This is a genomic window from Singulisphaera chitinilytica, assembly GCF_049331405.1.
GTDB lineage: Bacteria > Planctomycetota > Planctomycetia > Isosphaerales > Isosphaeraceae > PoT.
In genome coordinates, this window is record NZ_CP186274.1 from 5,876,957 (window position 1) to 5,894,693 (window position 17,737).

Genomic DNA, 17,737 nt, shown 5'->3' on the forward strand with positions numbered 1-17,737 from the left:
TCCTCAGCTCGGTTTGCGGCCGACGAGCAGGTCTCGGACCTGCCCGAGCATGCGCCCTTCGGTCCGGGCCCGTCGCACATGCTGGGGGAGATAGGCTCCATCCATGGGGCAGGTGATCCGGCGCTCGGGGAGGAACCCCGCCGCGGTCATGGCGGCATAGCCATAGAAGGCGTGGTCGAGATAGCCGTACCCAGCCGGGAGATCCTTCTCGGTCTGGTTTGCGAGCAGGAGTGCGAGGTAGCCGCCAGGCTTCAAGGTGGCGAAAGATCCCTTCGCGAACGCTTCCAGGAACGCAATCCACTCCGAGAGCGGTGCCGTATCCACACCATCGCGGATATAACGTCTGGCGAGCATCGTGTGATAGGGCGGATCGCAGAAGACAAGGTTGCATCCCGCCGTTTCGCTTGGAAATCCCTGATTTACGTCGTTCTGCAGGATCTCTGGACGTACAGGCGAGAGATCATACGCGAGACAGCGGCGTCCCATGGAATTGCAGACGTCCAGGGTTGTGCCGCCGCCGGCCATCGGGTCGACGACGAGGTCTCCCGGGCTGGTGAAGTAGTGGAGCGTGTGGGCGACGATCGCCGGGGGGATCGAGCCGGGGTGGGGGATGCCGAAGGCCCGGTCGTGCTTGAACGACCAGACATCGTAGGGGGTCGGGCGGAATCCGGCCGAGAAGCGGTCGCGACGCCTCAGGTCTTTATAAGCGGCATGGACAGTCTTGGTTCCGGCGTCGAGCTGTTCGATTCCGTTGCGCGCCCGGGCGTCGCCCGATTGCGCCGTCTTCCAGATGGCGCGGGCCTGGCGGTAGAGATCCTTGCCGCCGATTCCAAGAGTCTTGGCGATCTTGATGTCGCTGCGACCGCCCCGATCGTCGGAATTCCGACGATCGGCAGATTCGTCCTGAAACTGGCGTAGGTTGGCGTTTCGACGCCCCTTGGCCTCCTGCTCTTCCCACTCTTCGAGCGAGTCGGCCTCGCGCATCAATTGACTGAAGGTTTTGACACGCTGGCGGTTATATTCGAGAACGGCCATCCGGCGTTCATCGGCCGACCGTAATTTTCTGACCTCGCAGGGGACCTCGACCAGTTCCAGGACGCGGGCGCAGGCGAGGCGGCGGTGGCCGGAGATGACCTCCCACGAGCCGGAGCTTGGGGTTACGACGAGGGGGACGAGGATCCCGTGTTCCCTGACGCTCTCGAGGAGGCCCCCGGTCTCGAGGCTCGGGTCGCCATAAATCGAGATGCTAAATGAATTTGCCTTCAAGTTTTCGGTGGGAATCGGACGAACGGATGGGAGTGCGGGCAGTGTGGAAGGCATGGCCGGGGCGTCCTTGTCCTCAGCGGGTCGTCATCAAGGTTGTGGCTTGGTCCGCCGCCCACGGAGTCTCGCGCGGGGCTGCTTGCGTCGATCTCCGGTCTTTGGAGGCGGAGGCTAGCAGAGGTCCGGATGTCTGTCCAGGACGGTTTCGCCGGTCTTGACGACTGCGGGCGACCATAAGGGTGATACCGACCTTTGGGATGGACGGCGATTTCGAGAGTGATGACAATGCGACCTCGTCAGTCGGGCCCATCGAGCGGTTCAATCCCTCGGAGGTCCTCGACGCTGAGGGCTGGTGCAGGGAGGCATCCAACCTATGTCATCGATGAGACAAGATCGGTCCCATCGGCTGGGGCCGGCGGTCCGGTCGCGAGCCCAGCGTGTGGGGGAGTTTGCGCCGGCGGACCTGGATGAGGCGCGACGCCTCTCGGTCGTGGTCCCGGCCAAGAACGAGTCGGCGAGCCTGCCGCAACTCGTGCAGGAGATTGCCCAGGCCCTGCGGCCCTTGTGTTCTCAGGGGCGCATGGCGGGCTTCGAGATCGTCGTGGTGGATGACGGCTCGACCGACGAGACGCCCGCCGTCCTGCGTCGGCTCATGGTCGACTACCCCGAGCTGAAGCCGCTGACCTTGGCGAGCAACGTGGGGCAATCGGGGGCCACCGCCGCCGGCTTCCGCGCGGTGACCGGCGAATGGGTCGCCACGCTGGATGCCGACCTCCAGAACAACCCGGCCGACCTCGTCCTGCTCTGGGACGCCCTGCCCGGTCACGAGGTGGCCCTCGGCTGGCGGACGAAGCGCGAGGACGTCTGGTCGAAGCGGGTGATCAGCCGCTGGGCGAACCGGGTCCGCAACGCCGCGCTCGGGCAGTCGATCAGGGATACGGGGTGCTCGGTCCGGATCTTCCCCCGGGAGATGGCGCTCCGGCTGCCGATGTTCCACGGTGCACACCGGTTCCTCGGGCCGCTCCTGATCCGCGAGGGGTGCCGGATCGTGCAGGTGCCGGTGACGCATCGTCCCCGCCCGCATGGGACCTCGCACTACAACATCTGGAACCGGTCGATCCGGGTCGTCGTCGACCTGTTGGGCGTCTGCTGGCTCCTGCGACGGCCGGTCCGATACCAGGTAGCCATGCCGGGAGATGCGGAGCAGCTCCCCTACCCTTCGCCTTCGAGCCCCGTCTCGAAGGGCGTCAGCCAGGAGGCCTGATCGATGTCGGACTTCGGAGTACTGATGTCGGACGTTTGGCACATGCTTTCGCATATGTCGATCTGGGTCAAGATCGGCTTCCTGGGCCAGGCGGTCTTCACCGCCAGGTTCGTCGTGCAGTGGGTGGCCTCGGAGAAGAAGCGCGACTCGGTCATGCCCGTCGCCTTCTGGTGGCTCAGCCTCTCCGGCGGCCTGATCCTGCTCTCGTATGCGATCCACCGCAAGGACCCGGTGATCATCCTCGGGCAAGCGATGGGATTGGTCGTCTACGTCAGGAACCTGATGCTCGTCGCGAAGGCCCAACGGCGGGGCACCAGGCGCACGAAGAAGGCCCCGGCGACGACCACAGCCGCAGTCGCCGCGACCCCCAAGCCCCACCGCTTCGACACGCCGGCCGCGAAGGAAGTCCCCTGGGCCTGAGCCCAGAAGCTTCCCCGCGGCCAATCTCCCGCAATCGATTTCAAGGACCGAGCTGCCGTTGAAGACCCCTCAGCGACGGAGGTCGGCGATCGGGCAGCCGATCGCGGCGACCTTCGGGTTGGGGATGGTTCGACCCGCGAGCAAGGCGTCGATGGCGTCGCGGAGGTCGTTCTGGCTCGGGGCGGGACGCTGCCGGCCGAGCTTGCCGAAGCGGTCGTCGATCCGTCCGCAGTAGACGACCTCAGCTTCGGGGGAGATTATAGCGGCTTCCGGGGTCACCTTCGCGCCGGTCTTGGCGACGAGGTCGTGCTTGGGGTCGAGGAGGATCGGCAGGTCGAGGCCGTATTCCTTGGCGTGCTCCCTGGCGGAGTCGGCCGAGGTTTCCGGGTCGACGTGGACGACCAGGAACGAGATCCCCTTGCCGGCGTAGTCGCGGGCGATCCGGCCGATCTCCTGGGTGTACTGGTTGGCGACTGGACAGTCTCGGGTCACGAAGACGAGGACGTTGGCCTTGGTTCCCGCCTCGGGTTGCAGGGGAGTCCAGGTTCTGCCCTGGACGTCGGTCATACGAGGGCCTCGGTCAACCTTCGGGTCGGAAGGCTCCATGCGAGACTGGACGCCTTTGGCCAACCGCTGGAGGAGCCTGGTCCGCCGAGGCGTGGCGTCAGACATCGGCTTCGCTCCGGGGGTCTTCTCCTCATCTGATGCCGGGCGGAGGGCTTCGATCTCAGGGCGATCGAGTGCGCCGTCGCCGTTGCTGTCGATCCGTCCCATGAACGGCTGGAGCCGGTCGGGGATTTCTTCACCTTCGAGCTTCCCGTTCTTGTCGGCGTCGAGCACGTCGAAGATGGCCAGGAGTCGCTCCGGGCCGGCGTTCTGGAGCATGCCGTTCCTGAGCAGAGCCCCTCGACCACCGGCTCCGAGCCGGCCACCCGTGTCGCCGCCGCTGAACGTGGCGGGGCCTCGGTACGAGGCGATATCCGACTCGTTCACGGCGACGAAGGCCAGGCCGACGGCTCCCATCTCGTCCGTCGAGCCCTCGCCCCAGCGTACGTGGACCGGCGGATTCGACGGGTTGCGGGGGTTGTCGGCCGAGTTGTCGTAGACGAGGGTCGTGCGGACGATTGCCCCCTTCGGCAGGCGGACGGGCTCGGCGTAGTTGTATCGCCCTTGCCAGTTGAAGTCCCAATCATCGATGGCGAAGAGCTTGAGCTCCTTGCCGTCGGGCAGCTCGGCGATGGCCTTCATCTTCGTGCAGATGTAGTGGGCATGGCCGCCGGCCGAGACGACGTCGATGTCGAAGGGGACCTTCCATTCGCCTCGGATCGTGAAGTCCTTCTCGCCCGGCTTGATGCCTTTAGTCCGAAGCTCGGTCCCGATGCCGAAGAGTTGAGGGGCCTGCATCCCCAGGAGCTTCTTCTTCGGGGCCTTCTTCGCGAAGTAGAGGCCGAAGGAGGTCTGCTCGCGCTCGGCTTTGCCGGAGGGGTGGAAGTGTATCTGCACGACGAGGTCGGACTGCTTGGGGAGTGGATAGGCGAGGTCCATCGGCAGGTGCCTCGGGGTCGCCCCGACGGCCCAGCCGCCGAGCGAGCCGGTGCGGGGGAACCCCATCCGGCTGAAGCCTTGGCCGGGGTCGGCCTCGTCGAGCTTGCGGGACGCCCCGGTGCTGTCGAGGAAGTAGATCGCGTGGTGGACCACCGACCGCGCGGTGGGCCGGATCTCGACGGCCGTCACCCACTTGTCCTCATCGAGGTTGAGCGGCAGGACGAACATCCGGTAGATGTCGCGGCCGTCGGCCGGGATCTCGAAAGGCTCGGGGAGCGTCACGACCATATCGGGCTTGCCGAGGCTCCAGCCGCCGGGGGCGAAGGTGGGCAGCGGCGGCAGCTTGTCGGCCGGGCCTTCGGGCATGCCGGCCTCGACCCAGCGGTCGATCAGGGCGATCTCGTCCTTCGAGAGCCGACGCTCGTCCTGGAAGTGGCCCCATCCCTCGGCGGGGGGCCAGGGGGGCATATAGCCATCGCCGATCACGTCGCGGATGAGATGCCCACGTTTCTTCACGTCGGAATACGAGGTGAGCGTGAAGGGTGTCCCCTCCCCCGGGCGGTGGCACGAGGTGCAGTTCTTGAAGACGACCGCAGCGACATTCTCGGTGAAAGTGACCGGGGCATCGTCCGCGGCGACGGCCCGGCCGACCGTGGGCCAGATCAAAGCCAGGATGGCGAGTACCAGGCTCGCGGGTCGAATGGGTCGGCTTCGGCCGATGTCGGCGGAAGTATCTGCGTCGAGACGTCCACGCATGTCATTCTCCCAACAGGAGTGAACCGAAAAAACGGATGAGCTCACGGCGCCTCCGGAGGGGTTGGTCCGGGCCGTAGGTGAGGTGTTCGGGATCCAGGTGCCCCGAGAGACGATAGGCCTGCTCGGGCTGGGAGGCGGTTTGGTCGAAGGTGAAGGAGACCTGGGCGATCGCCCGGCCGAGGTGCATCCTGGCCAGGACGACGCGCCGGACTCGCTTGGTTTCGTTGTCGATCTCGACCTCGACGCTCCGGAACCGGCGCGGGGGGCGGCTCGGCTTGAGTGTGCCGCGGATCCGCGTGATGCCGGCCGACGCATCCGTGTCGTCGTCGACGATGTTCGAATCGAAATCGGTCAGGAGCAGGTCGAGGACGGTCTCGAGGTCGAGGCTGCAGAGTTCGAGGGCGAGGGCGAGGGGCATCGGCGCCTCCTCGGTGACGAAGAAGAGGCCCGTCTCTCGGTTCGGGGCGATCCAGGGCTGTCCCCTCTCGTCACGCCCGCAGGCCCAGGTCCAGTCGGCGCGCCTGGCCTCGATCCAGAAACGGTCGGCGCGGGTCCAGAGCCGGCAGTCGAGGGGCGCGAGGGCCGCGAGGAACGGGAACCGCTCGGCCACCCCATGGGATAAGTTGATCTGGATCCGATACATGTAGTCGGATCTTGGTTCGAGGGCTGCCTTGGCGACGCGGACGAGGTTGATGGCGTCGGCCCGGACCGAGGCCCGGTGCTGGTTCCAGGCGAAGATCATCACCAGGCAGGCGGCGGCGACCCCCATGCTCCACCGTGCAGAGGCGGTCGGGATGCGGGGTGGACGGCGAGTCTTCGGGGCCTCAGGGGTGGTCGCGTTCTTCGCGCGGACTCCGGCGAGGATCCGTTCTGCGTCGACGGTTCGTTCTTGCTCTTGCAGGAAGGCGCGAACCAGGGAATCCACGCGTTGTTCGGGAACGGGGCTCGTGCGGCGGGCCTGATGGTCCATGGTTCAGGGCCTTCCTAAGTAGGGGGCCAGGTTCGTCTCCATCGCCGAGCGGGCTCGGTGGACGAGCACGCCGGCGTTGCTGGGGCTGACCTCGAGGATCTCGGCGATCTCCTGCAGGGTGTGCCCCTGGCTCTTCAACTCGAGTGCGGCCCTCTGGGGGACGGGCAGCCGCGCGAGGCCTTGGTCGATGGCCGAGGCCAGTTCCTGGTCGAGGAGCCTCCGGCTCGGGTCGGGGGCAGAACGATCCGCGATCCAGGAGGCTTGGTCCCGCTCACCTGCCCGGCTCCCGAAGAGCGAGATCGTGGGCCGTCGACGGGTCTTGAAGTTGATGCAGGCGTTGCTGACGGACCTGAGCAGCAACTTCAGCCCGTCCCGGGCCAGGTCGTAGTCATGCACTTTGGCCAGGAGGCGGCAGTAGCATTCCTGGACGACATCCTCGGCCCGCTCGCGGTCGCGGAGCAGGGAGGTCGCATAGGCTACCGCACTGGGGGCCGTGGCCAGGATCCAGGCGGACTGATCGTCCAGATCCACCGGCGCAACGAGCGTGCCGACGATCGTGGGGGCCTCACTCGGCTTCAGATCTTGCCCGCGTTCGTGCGATGGGTCGGTCATCGGAGAATGAACCGGAGGACTCAAGGTCGTTCGCCCGATGATACCGCGGGCCCCTACTCACTACGCGGATTCCGCTTACGACGCAATTCTCCCCGTCCCCTTCGCGAAAGTCCGGGGCCATCGGCGTCCTGGCCAGAGTGCGGCTCGGGCCGGCTCTAAAGCTAGAAAACACGCAGGGACCTGGTTTCTTACAAGAGTTCCACGCGTTTCCGGGGATTTCCCTTAAAGGCCTCTCTTCATCGAGAGGATGCAGGCATACACGCCGCTTGCGAAGGTCGGTCACGGTTGCGTGAGCCATCGCAGCATCTCAGGGCCTTCGCCTTACATAACCAAGATACATATGACGTCGAGCGAGAGTCGATACCCCTCCAGGCGTGTCGATCCAGATTGAGCAAATCGGGTCTCTGATTTGCAGGGATATGAGCCCGACAAGATGAGCCTGTTCATCCTACGAGGAGATCATCATGACTCAGGCGGAATTCGTGGACTACGGCGTCGAGCCCCGGCAACATGAAGAAGGATATTTGACGAAGCGGATCGAGCACTTCACGAGCCAGATCCCGTCGGGGACGTATCTGACGGTGGCCATCGGGGCGGTGGGTGTCTCGGCCGGCCTGTATCTCGCGGGGCGCAAGTCGGCGGCGACGTTCGTGGGGCACTGGGCCCCGACGATCCTGCTGCTGGGGTTGTACAACAAGGTGGTGAAGCTGCAAGGCTCGAACTGAATGATGCGTTCGAGCCCGCGATTTGCTTCACATCAACTCGCCGTGGCGGCATCCGTACGACGCGGGGTGGTGTCGCCGCGGTGGGCGAGTTCTCCGGGCTCGGCGACGGGCTTGGTCGGGGGGAGGTGGGCCAGGCGTCGCAGGCGTTCGGGGGCCCGGTGACGCCAGATGCGGCGATATCGGTCGCCCAGGATGAGGAAGCCCACCCTGCTCCACCAGTTCGGGAAGTCGCCGAGGCGCCAGTTGGCCTGGATCCGGAAATCGACACTGCCGGTCGTGTGATCCTTCGTCAGCAGGAACCACTCGAAGCCCTGCTCGATGTGCCCCTGGAGGGTGTCGTAGCGGAAGCCGAAGAGGGTGGTGTCATGCTCGACCTCCTCGCGGACGTCCATCACCCGGACGCCCCCGAGGAAGCGGAAGCCGAGGACCTTCAACTCCAGGAGCATCACCCGGCCTTTCAGGGGCCTGTCCGGGTCATAATGCCCCATGACGATGGACGGGTCGGAGAAGTCGTAGTTCATGATCGCCTGGCGGGCCCGTGCGAATGGGCCGTCGTTCAGGGGGGGCCCCGCGGGCTCGGTGGCGAGGTTGGCGTCGTCCCCGTCGATGGTCCAGCCGTGGTCTGCGGTCATCTCCTGGATCGGGACGTCGAAATTGACCGGCCGATCCTCCAGGAGGTTGAGGTAGTCCTTGAGCTGGGCCTCGGTCCAACCGCGTCCGAACCGCCACTTCGCCATATCAGGAATCCTTGCAGATGATGGTGGGGGACTCGAGGACGCCTCGATCGGCCTCGGTCTCTTCCACGGTGGTCGTGCAGACCCGGATCCGGCCCTCGATGGTCCCGCCGCAGGCCTTGGCGGTCCTGTCGATGAAGCGGATCCAGCACCTCGACTGCATCTGCTTGCCGATCAGGAAGAAGCCGAGGTAACTCGCGACCCCGCTGGCTCGCGTGCGGCTGACGATGCGGAAGACGAGCCGGCCTTCGGGATCCTTGGATGCGCCGAAGGTGATGCGGCCGGCCTCGGGGTGCCCCTTCACCGTGCCCAGCGTGATGCTGCGGTCGTCCACATGGATCACGCGCACCTTGGCCATGCCGAAGAGCGCGATGCGGATCTCCAGTACGTCGCCGACTTCCAGGCCTTCGTGATCGCCTCGGTTGTTGGCGAGCCGGAATGCAGCCGTTTCCTGGGGCGCGAGGGAGATGAACTTCTCCCGCACCAGCTTCATGAGGTCTTCGGGACTGCACGAGCCGTCGGTGATGACGGCCGAATAATTCCTCTCGAAGAGGGAACCTATGCCTTGCGAGGCGCTAACGACGCAGACGTCTTCCGCCTCGGCTTTGGCCTCGGCGGGTTTCAGTTGGGCTTGAGCCATGGAAGCGCGACTCCGGTTGAAGCTCCTCGGGTGGATACGCATGGTCTTACCGGACTAGGTATGCAATCCCGGAGCCATTTCCCGGCAATCTCCGATCCATTCGCCCGACATCGTCCCGGCGTGTCCCCGAGCGAGGTCGCGACTCCCCCGAGGGCTGTCGGCACTTTCAATAAGGATCTTGACGGATTTTTCGGAAAGAAATAGTGTTCGCGAGCCCAAGGGATGGGGTGACGCCAGGTACCAACGGAGGGTCTCGGCGATGAAGCGATCCGCGCTTGCGGCCTGCCTGGCGATCGGGTTCCTCGGCTCGACCGCGATGCTCACGGCGAAGGAGCCGGCTCCCGGCATCAACGCCAAAGGGGCATTCGCCAGGCTGAAGACCCTGGCGGGCGACTGGCGCATGGACTTGGGCGGCGGCCCTGCCATGAAGGCCGGCTCCCGCATCACGTCCGGCGGCAGCGTCGTGATGGAGACCCTCTTCGCCGGCACCGATCACGAGATGATCTCGATGTGTCATCTCGACGGCGACGACCTGCTGATGACCCACCACTGCGCGGCCGGGAACCAGCCCCGGCTCAAGCTCGACCGCGAGGCGTCGAAGCCCGACCGGCTCTCGTGTGCTTTCGTCAACGGCACGAACTTCGATCCGTCCAGAGATACGTATATGCACTCGGGACGGATGGCCTTCCTCGGAGGAGGGCGCATCGAGTCGGAGTGGGCCGCATACAAAGACGGCAAGAAAGCGGGCGAGCACAAGTTCGCGATGAGCCGGCCATGAGCCTCGCCGACGCGACGCCTTTCGACGCCGCGCCGGCGGACTTCAATGCGAACGAGCCTCGCTCAGGGCGCGAGGAGGATCTGGCGCAGGAGGCGGATGGGGACGCCCCCCTGGGCGAGGAAGGCGTCGTGGAACTGGCGGACGGTCGAGCCCGGCTTCTTCGCCAGGTACTCGGCGCGGAGGTCGAGGATCTGGAGTTTGCCGAGCGTGTAGTAGAGATATGTGGGGTTGTAGGCGCCTCGGCGAGCCTCTTCGAAGGCGTTGGCGGGCTCCTGGAAGCCCTTCTCGACGAAGAGCTTGGCCCCTTGCTCGACGGTCCAGCCTTCGGTGTGGAGCTTGATGCCCGAGACGTAGCGGCAGTCGCGCAGGAGGGCCTCTTGGAGCTGGGCGAGCCGGATCTTGGGGTCGCCCCCGCCGAAGCCCTCGTCGACCATCATCTGCTCGCAGTAATGGGCCCAGCCCTCGACGTTGGTGCCGCAGAAGACCAGCTTACGCGTCTTGGTGGGGAACTTCGGGGCATAGAGGAACTGGATGTAATGGCCGGGGAAGGCCTCGTGAACGTTGATCATCGCGACGACCGGCGGGTTGTACAGCCGGAGGTGTTCCTCGGCGTGCTCCGGGGTCCAGTCCTTCTCGACGGGGGTGACGTAGTAGAAGGCCTCGGTCGCCTTCGTCTCGTAGGGGCCGGGCGTGTCCATCGACGCGAAGCTGCCCGAGCGGGCGTAGGGCGGGGTCTCCTCGATCCTCGGGCGGACCTCGGAGGGGATCGTCACGATCCCCTTCTCCACCAGATAGACGCGCGAGGCCTCGACCGATCGGCGCACGGAGGGGATCAGGTCATCGGCCGTGGGGTGGTCCTTCGAGAGCGAGGTCATGACCTCGGCCGGGGTCTTCGCGGGGTCGATCAACTTGGCCGTGGCGACGAACGCCGCGTAGTCCTTGGCGAGCTGCGCCTCCCCCTTGGCGAGGAGCTCGGGGAGCGGCAGGTCGACGAGTTCCTCATACTTCATCTTGGCCAGGAAGTGCTCGGCGCCGATGGCGTAGCGCCCGTCCGATCGCGGCTTGAGGTCCGACTCGAGCCAGGCGGCGAAGTCCTTGATCGACGCGATGACCTTGCCGTTGGCCTCCTCGAACTCCTTGAACAGCCCGGCGTCCCCGGCGGCGGCCGTCTTCGCCCAGGTCGCCACCGATCCCTGGAAGAAGCCGACCGAGCCCTTGGTCATGCGGATTGCCAGGTCGGTGAACTCCTTCGGTGGGTTCTTCAGGTTGGCGCGGGCGGCCGCGTGGATCGCTGGGACGGCTCGCTCGCGGGCGATCACCGAACGCAGGCGGTCGGCGGCCGGGGCGAAGTCGCGCTTGATCAGGGAGTCGATGGCCCCGCCGGGCAGGCCGGCGTAGGACATCGGGTTGACCTCCCAGAGTCGCAGGGTTTCCAGGTCCAGCAACTCGGCTCGGATCTGGCCGTCGAGGATGCCGGCGTCGATGGCGTCATCACGGTTGAGCATCGCGCGGTCGATCGCCTCGAGCCGGGCGAGTTGCTTGTGCAGCGTGACGATCCTGGCCTCGATCTTGGCCTTCGAGAGATCCTCGAGAGCCTTGTCGTACTGGTGCAGGCCGACGCCCGTCCCCTCGCTCGGGCGCTCGTCGAACCTCGAGGTGAAGTAGTCGTCGGCGAAGCTGGCAAACTCGGCGGAGGCGGGGGCGGCCTGGGCGTTGGCCTCGACGGCGGCCGAGGACAGGGAGATAGAGGCGAGCGCGACGGCCGTCGCGATCCTCGAGCGATGTGGCGCGAGCAAAGGATGGATCTCCGGACAGGACGAAGATCGGGACCGTTGCGGGGCGAGCCGGCCTCCGCCTGCATACCCGATCGTTGGATCCCAAAATATGCGACAACACGCCCGGGTCAAACCCTTGACGGCGAGATCGGGCGCGAGTCATCGAAGGACGTCATCTCAGGAGTTCGACAATTTTTCGAGGAGGCATGTGTCGCGGGGTTGGGCGGAATTACGACTGCCCAGCGAGTGTTCGCCGCATGATGCCATGATGCCCGCCGGTTCTCCCCAATCATCGGGGGCCGGACGTGGGACCGAACCCTATCTTCGGGCTTCCCTTCGCATTGCTGGCGCGGTTCTCCCCTACGGTCCTCCTCCCCGGGTCATGACGACCCGAGGCGAGCCCGACTCCGCGCAGATGCCCCCTCGATGGATGCGTTGAGTTGAAGAGTTGAGGACACCCATGAAGCGCAAGTCGTCCCAGCGGAAATCGCCCAAGGCGCCCGTCGCGCCGCCGAAAGAGCCGATGCTCGCCACGATCGGATATCGCTTCCACGAGATCCGCACGGCGAAGCGGTACGCCCAGACCAGCCTGGCCAGGGGCTGGGAGCCTCGCGTGATATTGGCGCGTGCGCTCCAGCTCTGCCGGAGCACCTACGCCAAGCTCCCCGAGTCGGAGCAGACGCTGATGACCGACGTCGTGATGTCGGCCATCTCCTGCGTCATCGCCGACTGGAAATCCTCGCCCGACCCCTCGCTCTCGCGGATCAACGACTGGATCGACCGGACGGTCGCCAGCAACCGGAATTTCATCACCGTGGGCGTCACCGGCGGCCGTCGCTGAGGCGTGGGAAGTTGGGAATGTGTTCGCTTTACAAAAATTGACATTTGATTGAGAGTTCTTTGCGCCGTTGCGGTGGAACACGAAGGTCGCCCTCGCGACGAGAGGGTGGCCTTCGTTCGTTGTCCCTCCGAGCCCTCGCGGTTCCTCATCACGATCGTCGGCTTCGTTGACGCCCCGCAAACCCGCCCGGTCGCCACTTCCCTTCCCGATGCCATGAAATAGGCATAGTCAAGGCTTTCGTCGCATTCGTGAGCCCAGCTCACGAATGCGACCGGGGGCTTGCTATTGTCAATGCATTCATAGATCATTTCAGCCGTGCCGAGGCAGAGGTAACCACCTCATTAGCACAGCATATACCGGGATCCTGTGCGGATCGGATGGCGTCCGCCGGACCCGCCTGGGATTGTCAATCATTGAGGCCGAGGGTCGTCTCGGTGCCTGCACCGGGCTGCGTGAACGACAGCGCGAGCATAAGTTTCGATGCCGGTCAGGTTTCGAATCGAGCGGTCGCAACGTAAACGCAACAGCATGTCAGTAAAACTAAGATTCGCGTCCATGACGCCGGGTCCGGGCGGCCGGGAGGTCGTGCGCGCCGAAGCAACGCATCCTCGCAATTCCCCCCCTTCGTTCCGTGAGCGAGTGTCGAGTCGAGGTCAGCAACACGAGAGGACATCGCATGTCGACCATCACAGGTTGGAAGGTGCTGCGCAGGGGTATTTTCGGATCGAGTCGCCGAGGCCGTCGTCGGCCTGGGTCGTTCTCGCCCGGGCTGAGCGTTTTGGAAGGGCGCATCGTGCTGAGCACGCTCGTCGTCACCGATGCGAACGATAGCGGGCCTGGGTCGTTCCGTCAGGCCATCATCGATGCCCACGGCGGCGACACAATCACGTTCGCGAACAGCCTTCGCGGCCAGACCATCACCCTGACGAGCGGCGAGCTGGCGATCAACAAGGACCTTGATATCGAAGGCCCTGGCGCGGGCTTCCTGACCGTCAGCGGCAACGACGCCAGTCGGGTCTTCAACGTCTCGGCCGGCGTGAATGCGACGATCGCGGGCTTGACGATCACCGACGGCAGGTCGGGCGACGGCGGCGGCATCATCAACCGCGGCAACCTGTCGCTCCAGAAGAGTACCGTCACGGCGAACGAGGCGGACGGCACCCTCGACATCAGTGGCTGGGCCCAGGGCGGCGGCATCACGAACAAGGCCGGCGGAACCTTGACGATTTCCCAGAGCACGATCTCCGGGAACAAGTCCATCGGGGAGGACGATAGCTTCATCGCCGGGTTGGGCTTCGGCGGCGGGGTTATGAATGAGAGCCTGCTGACGATCATCAGTACGACGATCAGCGGCAACCAGGCCATCGGAGGGGCGAGCAGCCATGTTTCAGGCGCCGGCATCGGGGGCGGCATCGGCAGCATTACGGTAACCGTCAACAACTATCAGTATCCCCAGTCTCTGCAGATCGTGAACAGTACCCTGATCAATAACCAAGCGATCGGCACGGACGTCCCCAGCGACTTCAGCTCGGTTGCCGGAAATGCGTCGGGTGGCGCGATCGCGCTCGGAGCCGGGCCGACGACCATCACGGGCACGTCCTTCATCGGCAATCGGGCGATCGGAGGAGATGGAGGCGCAGGGTTCGCGAGCGGAGGCGCCATCACGGGCGGGGGAGGTGTCGTGTCGATCTCCAACAGCTCGTTCACGGGCAATGAGGCCATCGCCGGGGATGGCGACGATGCGACCGGCGCCCTATTCGATGAGGGAGCGAGCGCCGATGGCGGTGCCATCTCGATTGGGACGAACCAGATGACGATCATCGGCTCGACGTTCACGGCCAACAAGGCCATCGGAGGTGATGCCGGGACGCCCAGCCTATTCAGCGCCGGCGGGGGCGCCAGCGGCGGGGCCATCAGCTTCTCGCAATCCGGCGGCACGTCGACCGTGACCATCGGCGGCGATAGCTCCGCCACCCCGCCACCGACCAGCACTTCCTCGCCCGGCGCCACCATCATCGGATCCGAGTTCACGGACAATCAGGTCATCGGAGGCCGAGGCAACGGCGGGCAGGGAGGCCAGGCGACCGGCGCCGCCATCGCCATGTCCGGCAGTTATGCCGCCTCCCCCGATTTCACGAGCGTCACGGTCTCTCCCTCGAAGATGACGATCATCGGGACCACGATCACGGGGAATGTCGCCCAGGCTGGCCCCGGCGCCACTGGCGGGGCAGCTACCGGCGGCGGGATCTGCACGACGATCGGCAGTCTCGCGATCACCGGCTCGAATCTGAGCGGCAACCTGGCGCTCGGCGGAGCCGGCCTGCAAGGAGGTGCCGGAGGAACTGCCCAGGGTGGCGGGCTCCTGACGACGGATAGCACCGTCACGCTAACCGGGACGCTGGTCACCAATAATCAGGCCATCGGCGGCGCCGGCGGCGACGGAACTTCGGGGGACGCCGGCGGCGCTGGCGGCAATGCCCAGGGAGGCGGCCTCGCCACGGCGGTCGGCGGCCTCGACTACCTCGGTATCATCCTCGGCGTATTCCCGGCCCCCTCGACCCTGACGGTCAACGGCGGTGCCTTGACCGGGAACCTGGCCGAAGGCGGTGTCGGCGGTCAAGGCGACGGCTCGGGCGCTGGCGGTGTCGGAGGCTCGGCGAGCGGCGGTGCGGCGATCAACTCCGCGAATACCGTCCTGACGTTCAAGAGCAGCCTGCTCTCGGGCAACGTGGCCCTCGGCGGCATCGGAGCCCAGGGGGCGGCCAGGGGCAATGCCCTCGGCGGTGCCGTATTCGACGCCGGGCCGATGCCGTACCTGCTCCTCCCCGCGGGGGTCCTCAACATGACGGATACCCTGGTAGTCGGGAACCTCGCCGACGGGGCCCAGGGCTTTGGCGGGGGGATTTACTTCGACGCTGGCAGCGTCTCGAACCTGACCCGGACGCTCGTCCTCGGCAACCGGGCCGCGACGGCGGGCAACAACACGTACAACGCCTGATCACAGGGCTTGTACGACAAAATAAGGGCCCCGCGCCCGTCCCTTGGGGGCGTGGCGTCGGGGCCCTTCGTACATCGCCGGGAGGTCATGCCCTGATGGCCGCATGACAGACCTCCACTTTCCCCGGGGCGAGCAGATTGTCACAATGAGCCCCTGCCGGATGAGCAAGAAGACGGCCGGGCCGGTCCGGGCCGTCGCGGAACGAGAGCGAGGGGATGTGCCATGTCGGAGATCACGGAGGGGGAAGTGGCCGCGTATGGGGTCGAGCTGCTTTTCGAAGAAGCCCCCGAGCTGGACAAGGCCAAACTCTTCCAGGCGATCAAGGCGCATTGCCCCAACGTGGAGCTGATGGAACCGAGCCCCGATGAGCTGACCCTGGCGCTCGTCCACACCGATCACATGATCGAACTCGAGGACGGGGCCCTGCCCGCCCAGTCTCTGGTGATGGCGGGGGACCGGCCGCACGAGCCGAGTGAGGACCTGACGGAGGCACTCGAGCAGTCGTGGACGTTCGAGGGGGTGAAGGAGGTTGTCGCCCGCTGCAAGGGCTCGATGCTCATCACCGACCTGATGGCCGCCGGGCTGCCCTATCCGGAACGCATCGCCCTCTTCCAGCGCGTCCTGGCGGGCGTGCTCGACGTGGTCTCGCCGCTGGCGATCCACTGGGTGCCCTCGGGGCAGGTCATCTCGCCTGATCGGTTTCGCGAGGCGTACAAGGAAGGGGGCTCGAGCCTCCTCTTCGCCGGCACGATCAACGTCCGCTTCTTCAACGTCGATGGGTCATCCACCGACATGATCATGGATACGCTGGGGCTCTCGGCCCTCGGGCTGCCGGACCTCCAGTGCCACTTCCACACGATGGATCCCAACGAGGTCGCCGCCCTGCTCTACAACACGGGCAACTACCTCTTCGGCCACGGGGACATCATCGAGGACGGGCACTCGCTCGCCGGCATCAGCGACGAGAGCCGCTGGCGTTGCGAACACAAGCCCGCGCTCGCCCCGCCCGCCCGGACCGTGCTCGACCTCGATCCTGGTCCCCTCTTCTCGGCCGGCGAGCGGGATTACGGCACCCCCTCATAACGAGGGTGAACCCTTCGAGTCATTTGCCCGCGATCGGAGCCGCCGCGGTCCTCGCGTAGAGGGTCGCCGAGAGGCCCAGCCCCGAGAGCGCGCACGCGGCGAGCACGGCCGCGAACGGGATCGAGGTCTCGTTGAAGAAGTAGCTGACCATCATGCTCGAGACCGCCCCGCAGGCATATTGCAGCGAGCCCATCAGCGCGGAGGCTGCGCCCGCCTTCTTGGGATGGGGCTCGAGCGAGAGCATCGACGTGATCGGGCCGATCAACCCCTGGCAGCTCACGCAGAAGAAGAGGCAGACGGCGATCGTCGTCACGGCGTCGAAGTGGAGGATCGTGCTCGCCAGCAAGGTCAGGGCCGCCAGGGATTGCGCCGTCGTGGCGAGCAGGATCAGGCGGATCGCGCCGAAACGTCGGATCATGAAAACATTGGTCTGGGCCGAGCCGATCAGGCCGATCGCGTTGAGGGCGAAGAGCAGGCTGTAGATCTTGTTCGAGACGTGGTGCAGCGTCAGGTAGACGAACGGTGAGCCCGCGAGGTAGGCGAAGACCACGGCCTGAGAGAACCCTCCCACGAGTGCCGTCACGACGAAGCGGCGGTCGACCAGGAGCGAGCCGTAGTTGCGGAAGGCCAGGCCCACCCCGCCGTCCGAACGCCGCTCGGGCGGGTTCGTCTCCTCGAGCAGGAAGACGATCAGGACCAGGCAACTGACCCCGAAGGCGGTCAGGAACCAGAAGGTCGCCTGCCAGGGCAAGCCCCAGTCGAGCAGCAGGCTGCCGAGCAAGGGGGCGAGGATCGGCGAGACCCCAAGCACCAGCAGCATCAGGGCGAAGAGCCTTGCGGCGTCCTCGCCGCTGCGGAGGTCGCGCACGATGGCACGCGGTATCACCATCCCCGCGCAGGCCCCGATCCCCTGCAAGAACCGCATCGCGATCAGGACGTCGATGCTCGGGGCGAGCGCGCAGCCGGCCGAGGCGAGGATGAAGAGCGTGAAGCCGAAGAGCAGCGGCAGGCGTCGGCCGATGTGGTCGGAGGCCGGCCCGTAGAACATCTGCCCCAGCGCCAGGGCCACGAAGTAACTGACCAGGCTGAACTGGACCTTCCCCTCGTCGACGCCGAAGCTCTCGGCGATTGCCGGGAAGGCCGGCAGGTACATGTCGATGCCGAGGGCACCGAGCGCGATGAGGGTGCCGAGTACCATCGCGTGTCGGAACGTCGAGCCGCGAGGGACCGGCCGGTGCGGCGAGCCTTCGTCGATCTCCTTCAGCTCAAAGGGGGCGATCGACGTCTCATCCAGCGCCGCATCGAGGCGTTCGTGGCTCATTCCCTGGTTTTC

Annotated in this window: 15 protein-coding genes; 7 read left to right on the plus strand and 8 right to left on the minus strand. The window is 65.8% G+C overall.

Annotated features, from left to right (window positions below; genetic code table 11):
* Positions 1-3 precede the first annotated feature (3 nt).
* The gene (locus ACOYYX_RS23315) at positions 4-1,266 is read right to left on the minus strand and encodes a DNA methyltransferase (RefSeq protein ID WP_422924177.1); all 1,263 of its coding nucleotides are present in this window, start codon (positions 1,264-1,266) and stop codon (positions 4-6) included.
* A gap of 436 nt (positions 1,267-1,702) precedes the next feature.
* Between ACOYYX_RS23315 and ACOYYX_RS23320 the strand changes: the two genes are divergently transcribed.
* Both ACOYYX_RS23320 and ACOYYX_RS23325 read left to right on the plus strand, forming a co-directional pair.
* Positions 1,703-2,527 carry a glycosyltransferase family 2 protein gene (locus ACOYYX_RS23320; protein WP_422924179.1) on the plus strand — a complete coding sequence of 275 codons (825 nt, stop codon included), beginning with the start codon at positions 1,703-1,705 and terminating at the stop codon, positions 2,525-2,527.
* A gap of 3 nt (positions 2,528-2,530) precedes the next feature.
* Positions 2,531-2,947 carry a lipid-A-disaccharide synthase N-terminal domain-containing protein gene (locus ACOYYX_RS23325; RefSeq protein WP_422924180.1) on the plus strand — a complete coding sequence of 139 codons (417 nt, stop codon included), beginning with the start codon at positions 2,531-2,533 and terminating at the stop codon, positions 2,945-2,947.
* A 69-nt stretch (positions 2,948-3,016) separates the two neighbouring features.
* On the opposite strand, the gene ACOYYX_RS23330 is transcribed toward ACOYYX_RS23325, so the two are convergent.
* Genes ACOYYX_RS23330 through ACOYYX_RS23340 form a run of 3 tightly spaced genes read right to left on the minus strand, consistent with a single transcriptional unit; the run spans position 3,017 to position 6,830 of the window.
* Positions 3,017-5,248, minus strand: a complete 2,232-nt coding sequence (locus tag ACOYYX_RS23330) for a redoxin domain-containing protein (RefSeq protein ID WP_422924182.1) — start codon at positions 5,246-5,248, stop codon at positions 3,017-3,019.
* A 1-nt stretch (position 5,249) separates the two neighbouring features.
* Positions 5,250-6,218, minus strand: a complete 969-nt coding sequence (locus ACOYYX_RS23335; protein WP_422924184.1) for a hypothetical protein — start codon at positions 6,216-6,218, stop codon at positions 5,250-5,252.
* Positions 6,219-6,221: 3 nt separating this feature from the next.
* Positions 6,222-6,830 carry an RNA polymerase sigma factor gene (locus ACOYYX_RS23340; protein WP_422924186.1) on the minus strand — a complete coding sequence of 203 codons (609 nt, stop codon included), beginning with the start codon at positions 6,828-6,830 and terminating at the stop codon, positions 6,222-6,224.
* Between the two features lie 464 nt (positions 6,831-7,294).
* Between ACOYYX_RS23340 and ACOYYX_RS23345 the strand changes: the two genes are divergently transcribed.
* Positions 7,295-7,555 (plus strand): hypothetical protein, encoded by a 261-nt coding sequence (locus tag ACOYYX_RS23345; RefSeq protein ID WP_422924188.1) that lies wholly within the window; start codon positions 7,295-7,297, stop codon positions 7,553-7,555.
* A 32-nt stretch (positions 7,556-7,587) separates the two neighbouring features.
* Here the strand turns inward: ACOYYX_RS23345 and ACOYYX_RS23350 are convergent, their stop codons facing one another.
* Together ACOYYX_RS23350 and ACOYYX_RS23355 are read right to left on the minus strand one after the other, a co-directional pair.
* Complete coding sequence (locus ACOYYX_RS23350; RefSeq protein ID WP_422924189.1) at positions 7,588-8,292, minus strand: DUF1990 family protein; 705 nt, start codon at positions 8,290-8,292, stop codon at positions 7,588-7,590.
* A 1-nt stretch (position 8,293) separates the two neighbouring features.
* Entirely contained in the window at positions 8,294-8,929 is a 636-nt protein-coding gene (locus ACOYYX_RS23355; RefSeq protein ID WP_422924191.1) for a DUF1990 family protein, read from the minus strand.
* Between the two features lie 259 nt (positions 8,930-9,188).
* On the opposite strand from ACOYYX_RS23355, the gene ACOYYX_RS23360 reads away from it, so the two are divergent.
* On the plus strand, positions 9,189-9,707 hold the full coding sequence (locus ACOYYX_RS23360; protein ID WP_422924193.1) for a hypothetical protein: 519 nt from the start codon (positions 9,189-9,191) through the stop codon (positions 9,705-9,707).
* Positions 9,708-9,769: 62 nt separating this feature from the next.
* Here ACOYYX_RS23360 and ACOYYX_RS23365 read toward each other — a convergent pair whose 3' ends face one another.
* Positions 9,770-11,503, minus strand: coding sequence for a DUF885 domain-containing protein (locus ACOYYX_RS23365; RefSeq protein ID WP_422924195.1), 1,734 nt, complete (start codon positions 11,501-11,503; stop codon positions 9,770-9,772).
* A gap of 439 nt (positions 11,504-11,942) precedes the next feature.
* Here ACOYYX_RS23365 and ACOYYX_RS23370 point away from each other — a divergent pair, with 439 nt between their 5' ends.
* The 3 genes from ACOYYX_RS23370 (at position 11,943) to ACOYYX_RS23380 (ending at position 16,404) form a co-directional block, all read left to right on the plus strand.
* Positions 11,943-12,323 (plus strand): hypothetical protein, encoded by a 381-nt coding sequence (locus ACOYYX_RS23370; RefSeq protein ID WP_422924197.1) that lies wholly within the window; start codon positions 11,943-11,945, stop codon positions 12,321-12,323.
* A gap of 676 nt (positions 12,324-12,999) precedes the next feature.
* Positions 13,000-15,321, plus strand: a complete 2,322-nt coding sequence (locus ACOYYX_RS23375; protein WP_422924199.1) for a beta strand repeat-containing protein — start codon at positions 13,000-13,002, stop codon at positions 15,319-15,321.
* A 222-nt stretch (positions 15,322-15,543) separates the two neighbouring features.
* Positions 15,544-16,404 carry a DUF4261 domain-containing protein gene (locus tag ACOYYX_RS23380; protein ID WP_422924201.1) on the plus strand — a complete coding sequence of 287 codons (861 nt, stop codon included), beginning with the start codon at positions 15,544-15,546 and terminating at the stop codon, positions 16,402-16,404.
* 19 nt (positions 16,405-16,423) lie between these two features.
* Here the strand turns inward: ACOYYX_RS23380 and ACOYYX_RS23385 are convergent, their stop codons facing one another.
* Positions 16,424-17,725 carry a multidrug effflux MFS transporter gene (locus ACOYYX_RS23385; RefSeq protein ID WP_422924203.1) on the minus strand — a complete coding sequence of 434 codons (1,302 nt, stop codon included), beginning with the start codon at positions 17,723-17,725 and terminating at the stop codon, positions 16,424-16,426.
* Positions 17,726-17,737 lie beyond the last annotated feature (12 nt).

Bases quoted from the DNA above. Each gene is read 5' to 3' on its own strand.
- ACOYYX_RS23325 (WP_422924180.1), top strand. From the start codon at position 2,531: ATGTCGGACTTCGGAGTACTGATGTCGGACGTTTGGCACATGCTTTCG.
- ACOYYX_RS23350 (WP_422924189.1), bottom strand. From the start codon at position 8,292: ATGGCGAAGTGGCGGTTCGGACGCGGTTGGACCGAGGCCCAGCTCAAG.
- ACOYYX_RS23355 (WP_422924191.1), bottom strand. From the start codon at position 8,929: ATGGCTCAAGCCCAACTGAAACCCGCCGAGGCCAAAGCCGAGGCGGAA.
- ACOYYX_RS23375 (WP_422924199.1), top strand. From the start codon at position 13,000: ATGTCGACCATCACAGGTTGGAAGGTGCTGCGCAGGGGTATTTTCGGA.
- ACOYYX_RS23340 (WP_422924186.1), bottom strand. From the start codon at position 6,830: ATGACCGACCCATCGCACGAACGCGGGCAAGATCTGAAGCCGAGTGAG.
- ACOYYX_RS23370 (WP_422924197.1), top strand. From the start codon at position 11,943: ATGAAGCGCAAGTCGTCCCAGCGGAAATCGCCCAAGGCGCCCGTCGCG.
- ACOYYX_RS23385 (WP_422924203.1), bottom strand. From the start codon at position 17,725: ATGAGCCACGAACGCCTCGATGCGGCGCTGGATGAGACGTCGATCGCC.
- ACOYYX_RS23335 (WP_422924184.1), bottom strand. From the start codon at position 6,218: ATGGACCATCAGGCCCGCCGCACGAGCCCCGTTCCCGAACAACGCGTG.
- ACOYYX_RS23360 (WP_422924193.1), top strand. From the start codon at position 9,189: ATGAAGCGATCCGCGCTTGCGGCCTGCCTGGCGATCGGGTTCCTCGGC.
- ACOYYX_RS23380 (WP_422924201.1), top strand. From the start codon at position 15,544: ATGTCGGAGATCACGGAGGGGGAAGTGGCCGCGTATGGGGTCGAGCTG.
- ACOYYX_RS23345 (WP_422924188.1), top strand. From the start codon at position 7,295: ATGACTCAGGCGGAATTCGTGGACTACGGCGTCGAGCCCCGGCAACAT.
- ACOYYX_RS23330 (WP_422924182.1), bottom strand. From the start codon at position 5,248: ATGCGTGGACGTCTCGACGCAGATACTTCCGCCGACATCGGCCGAAGC.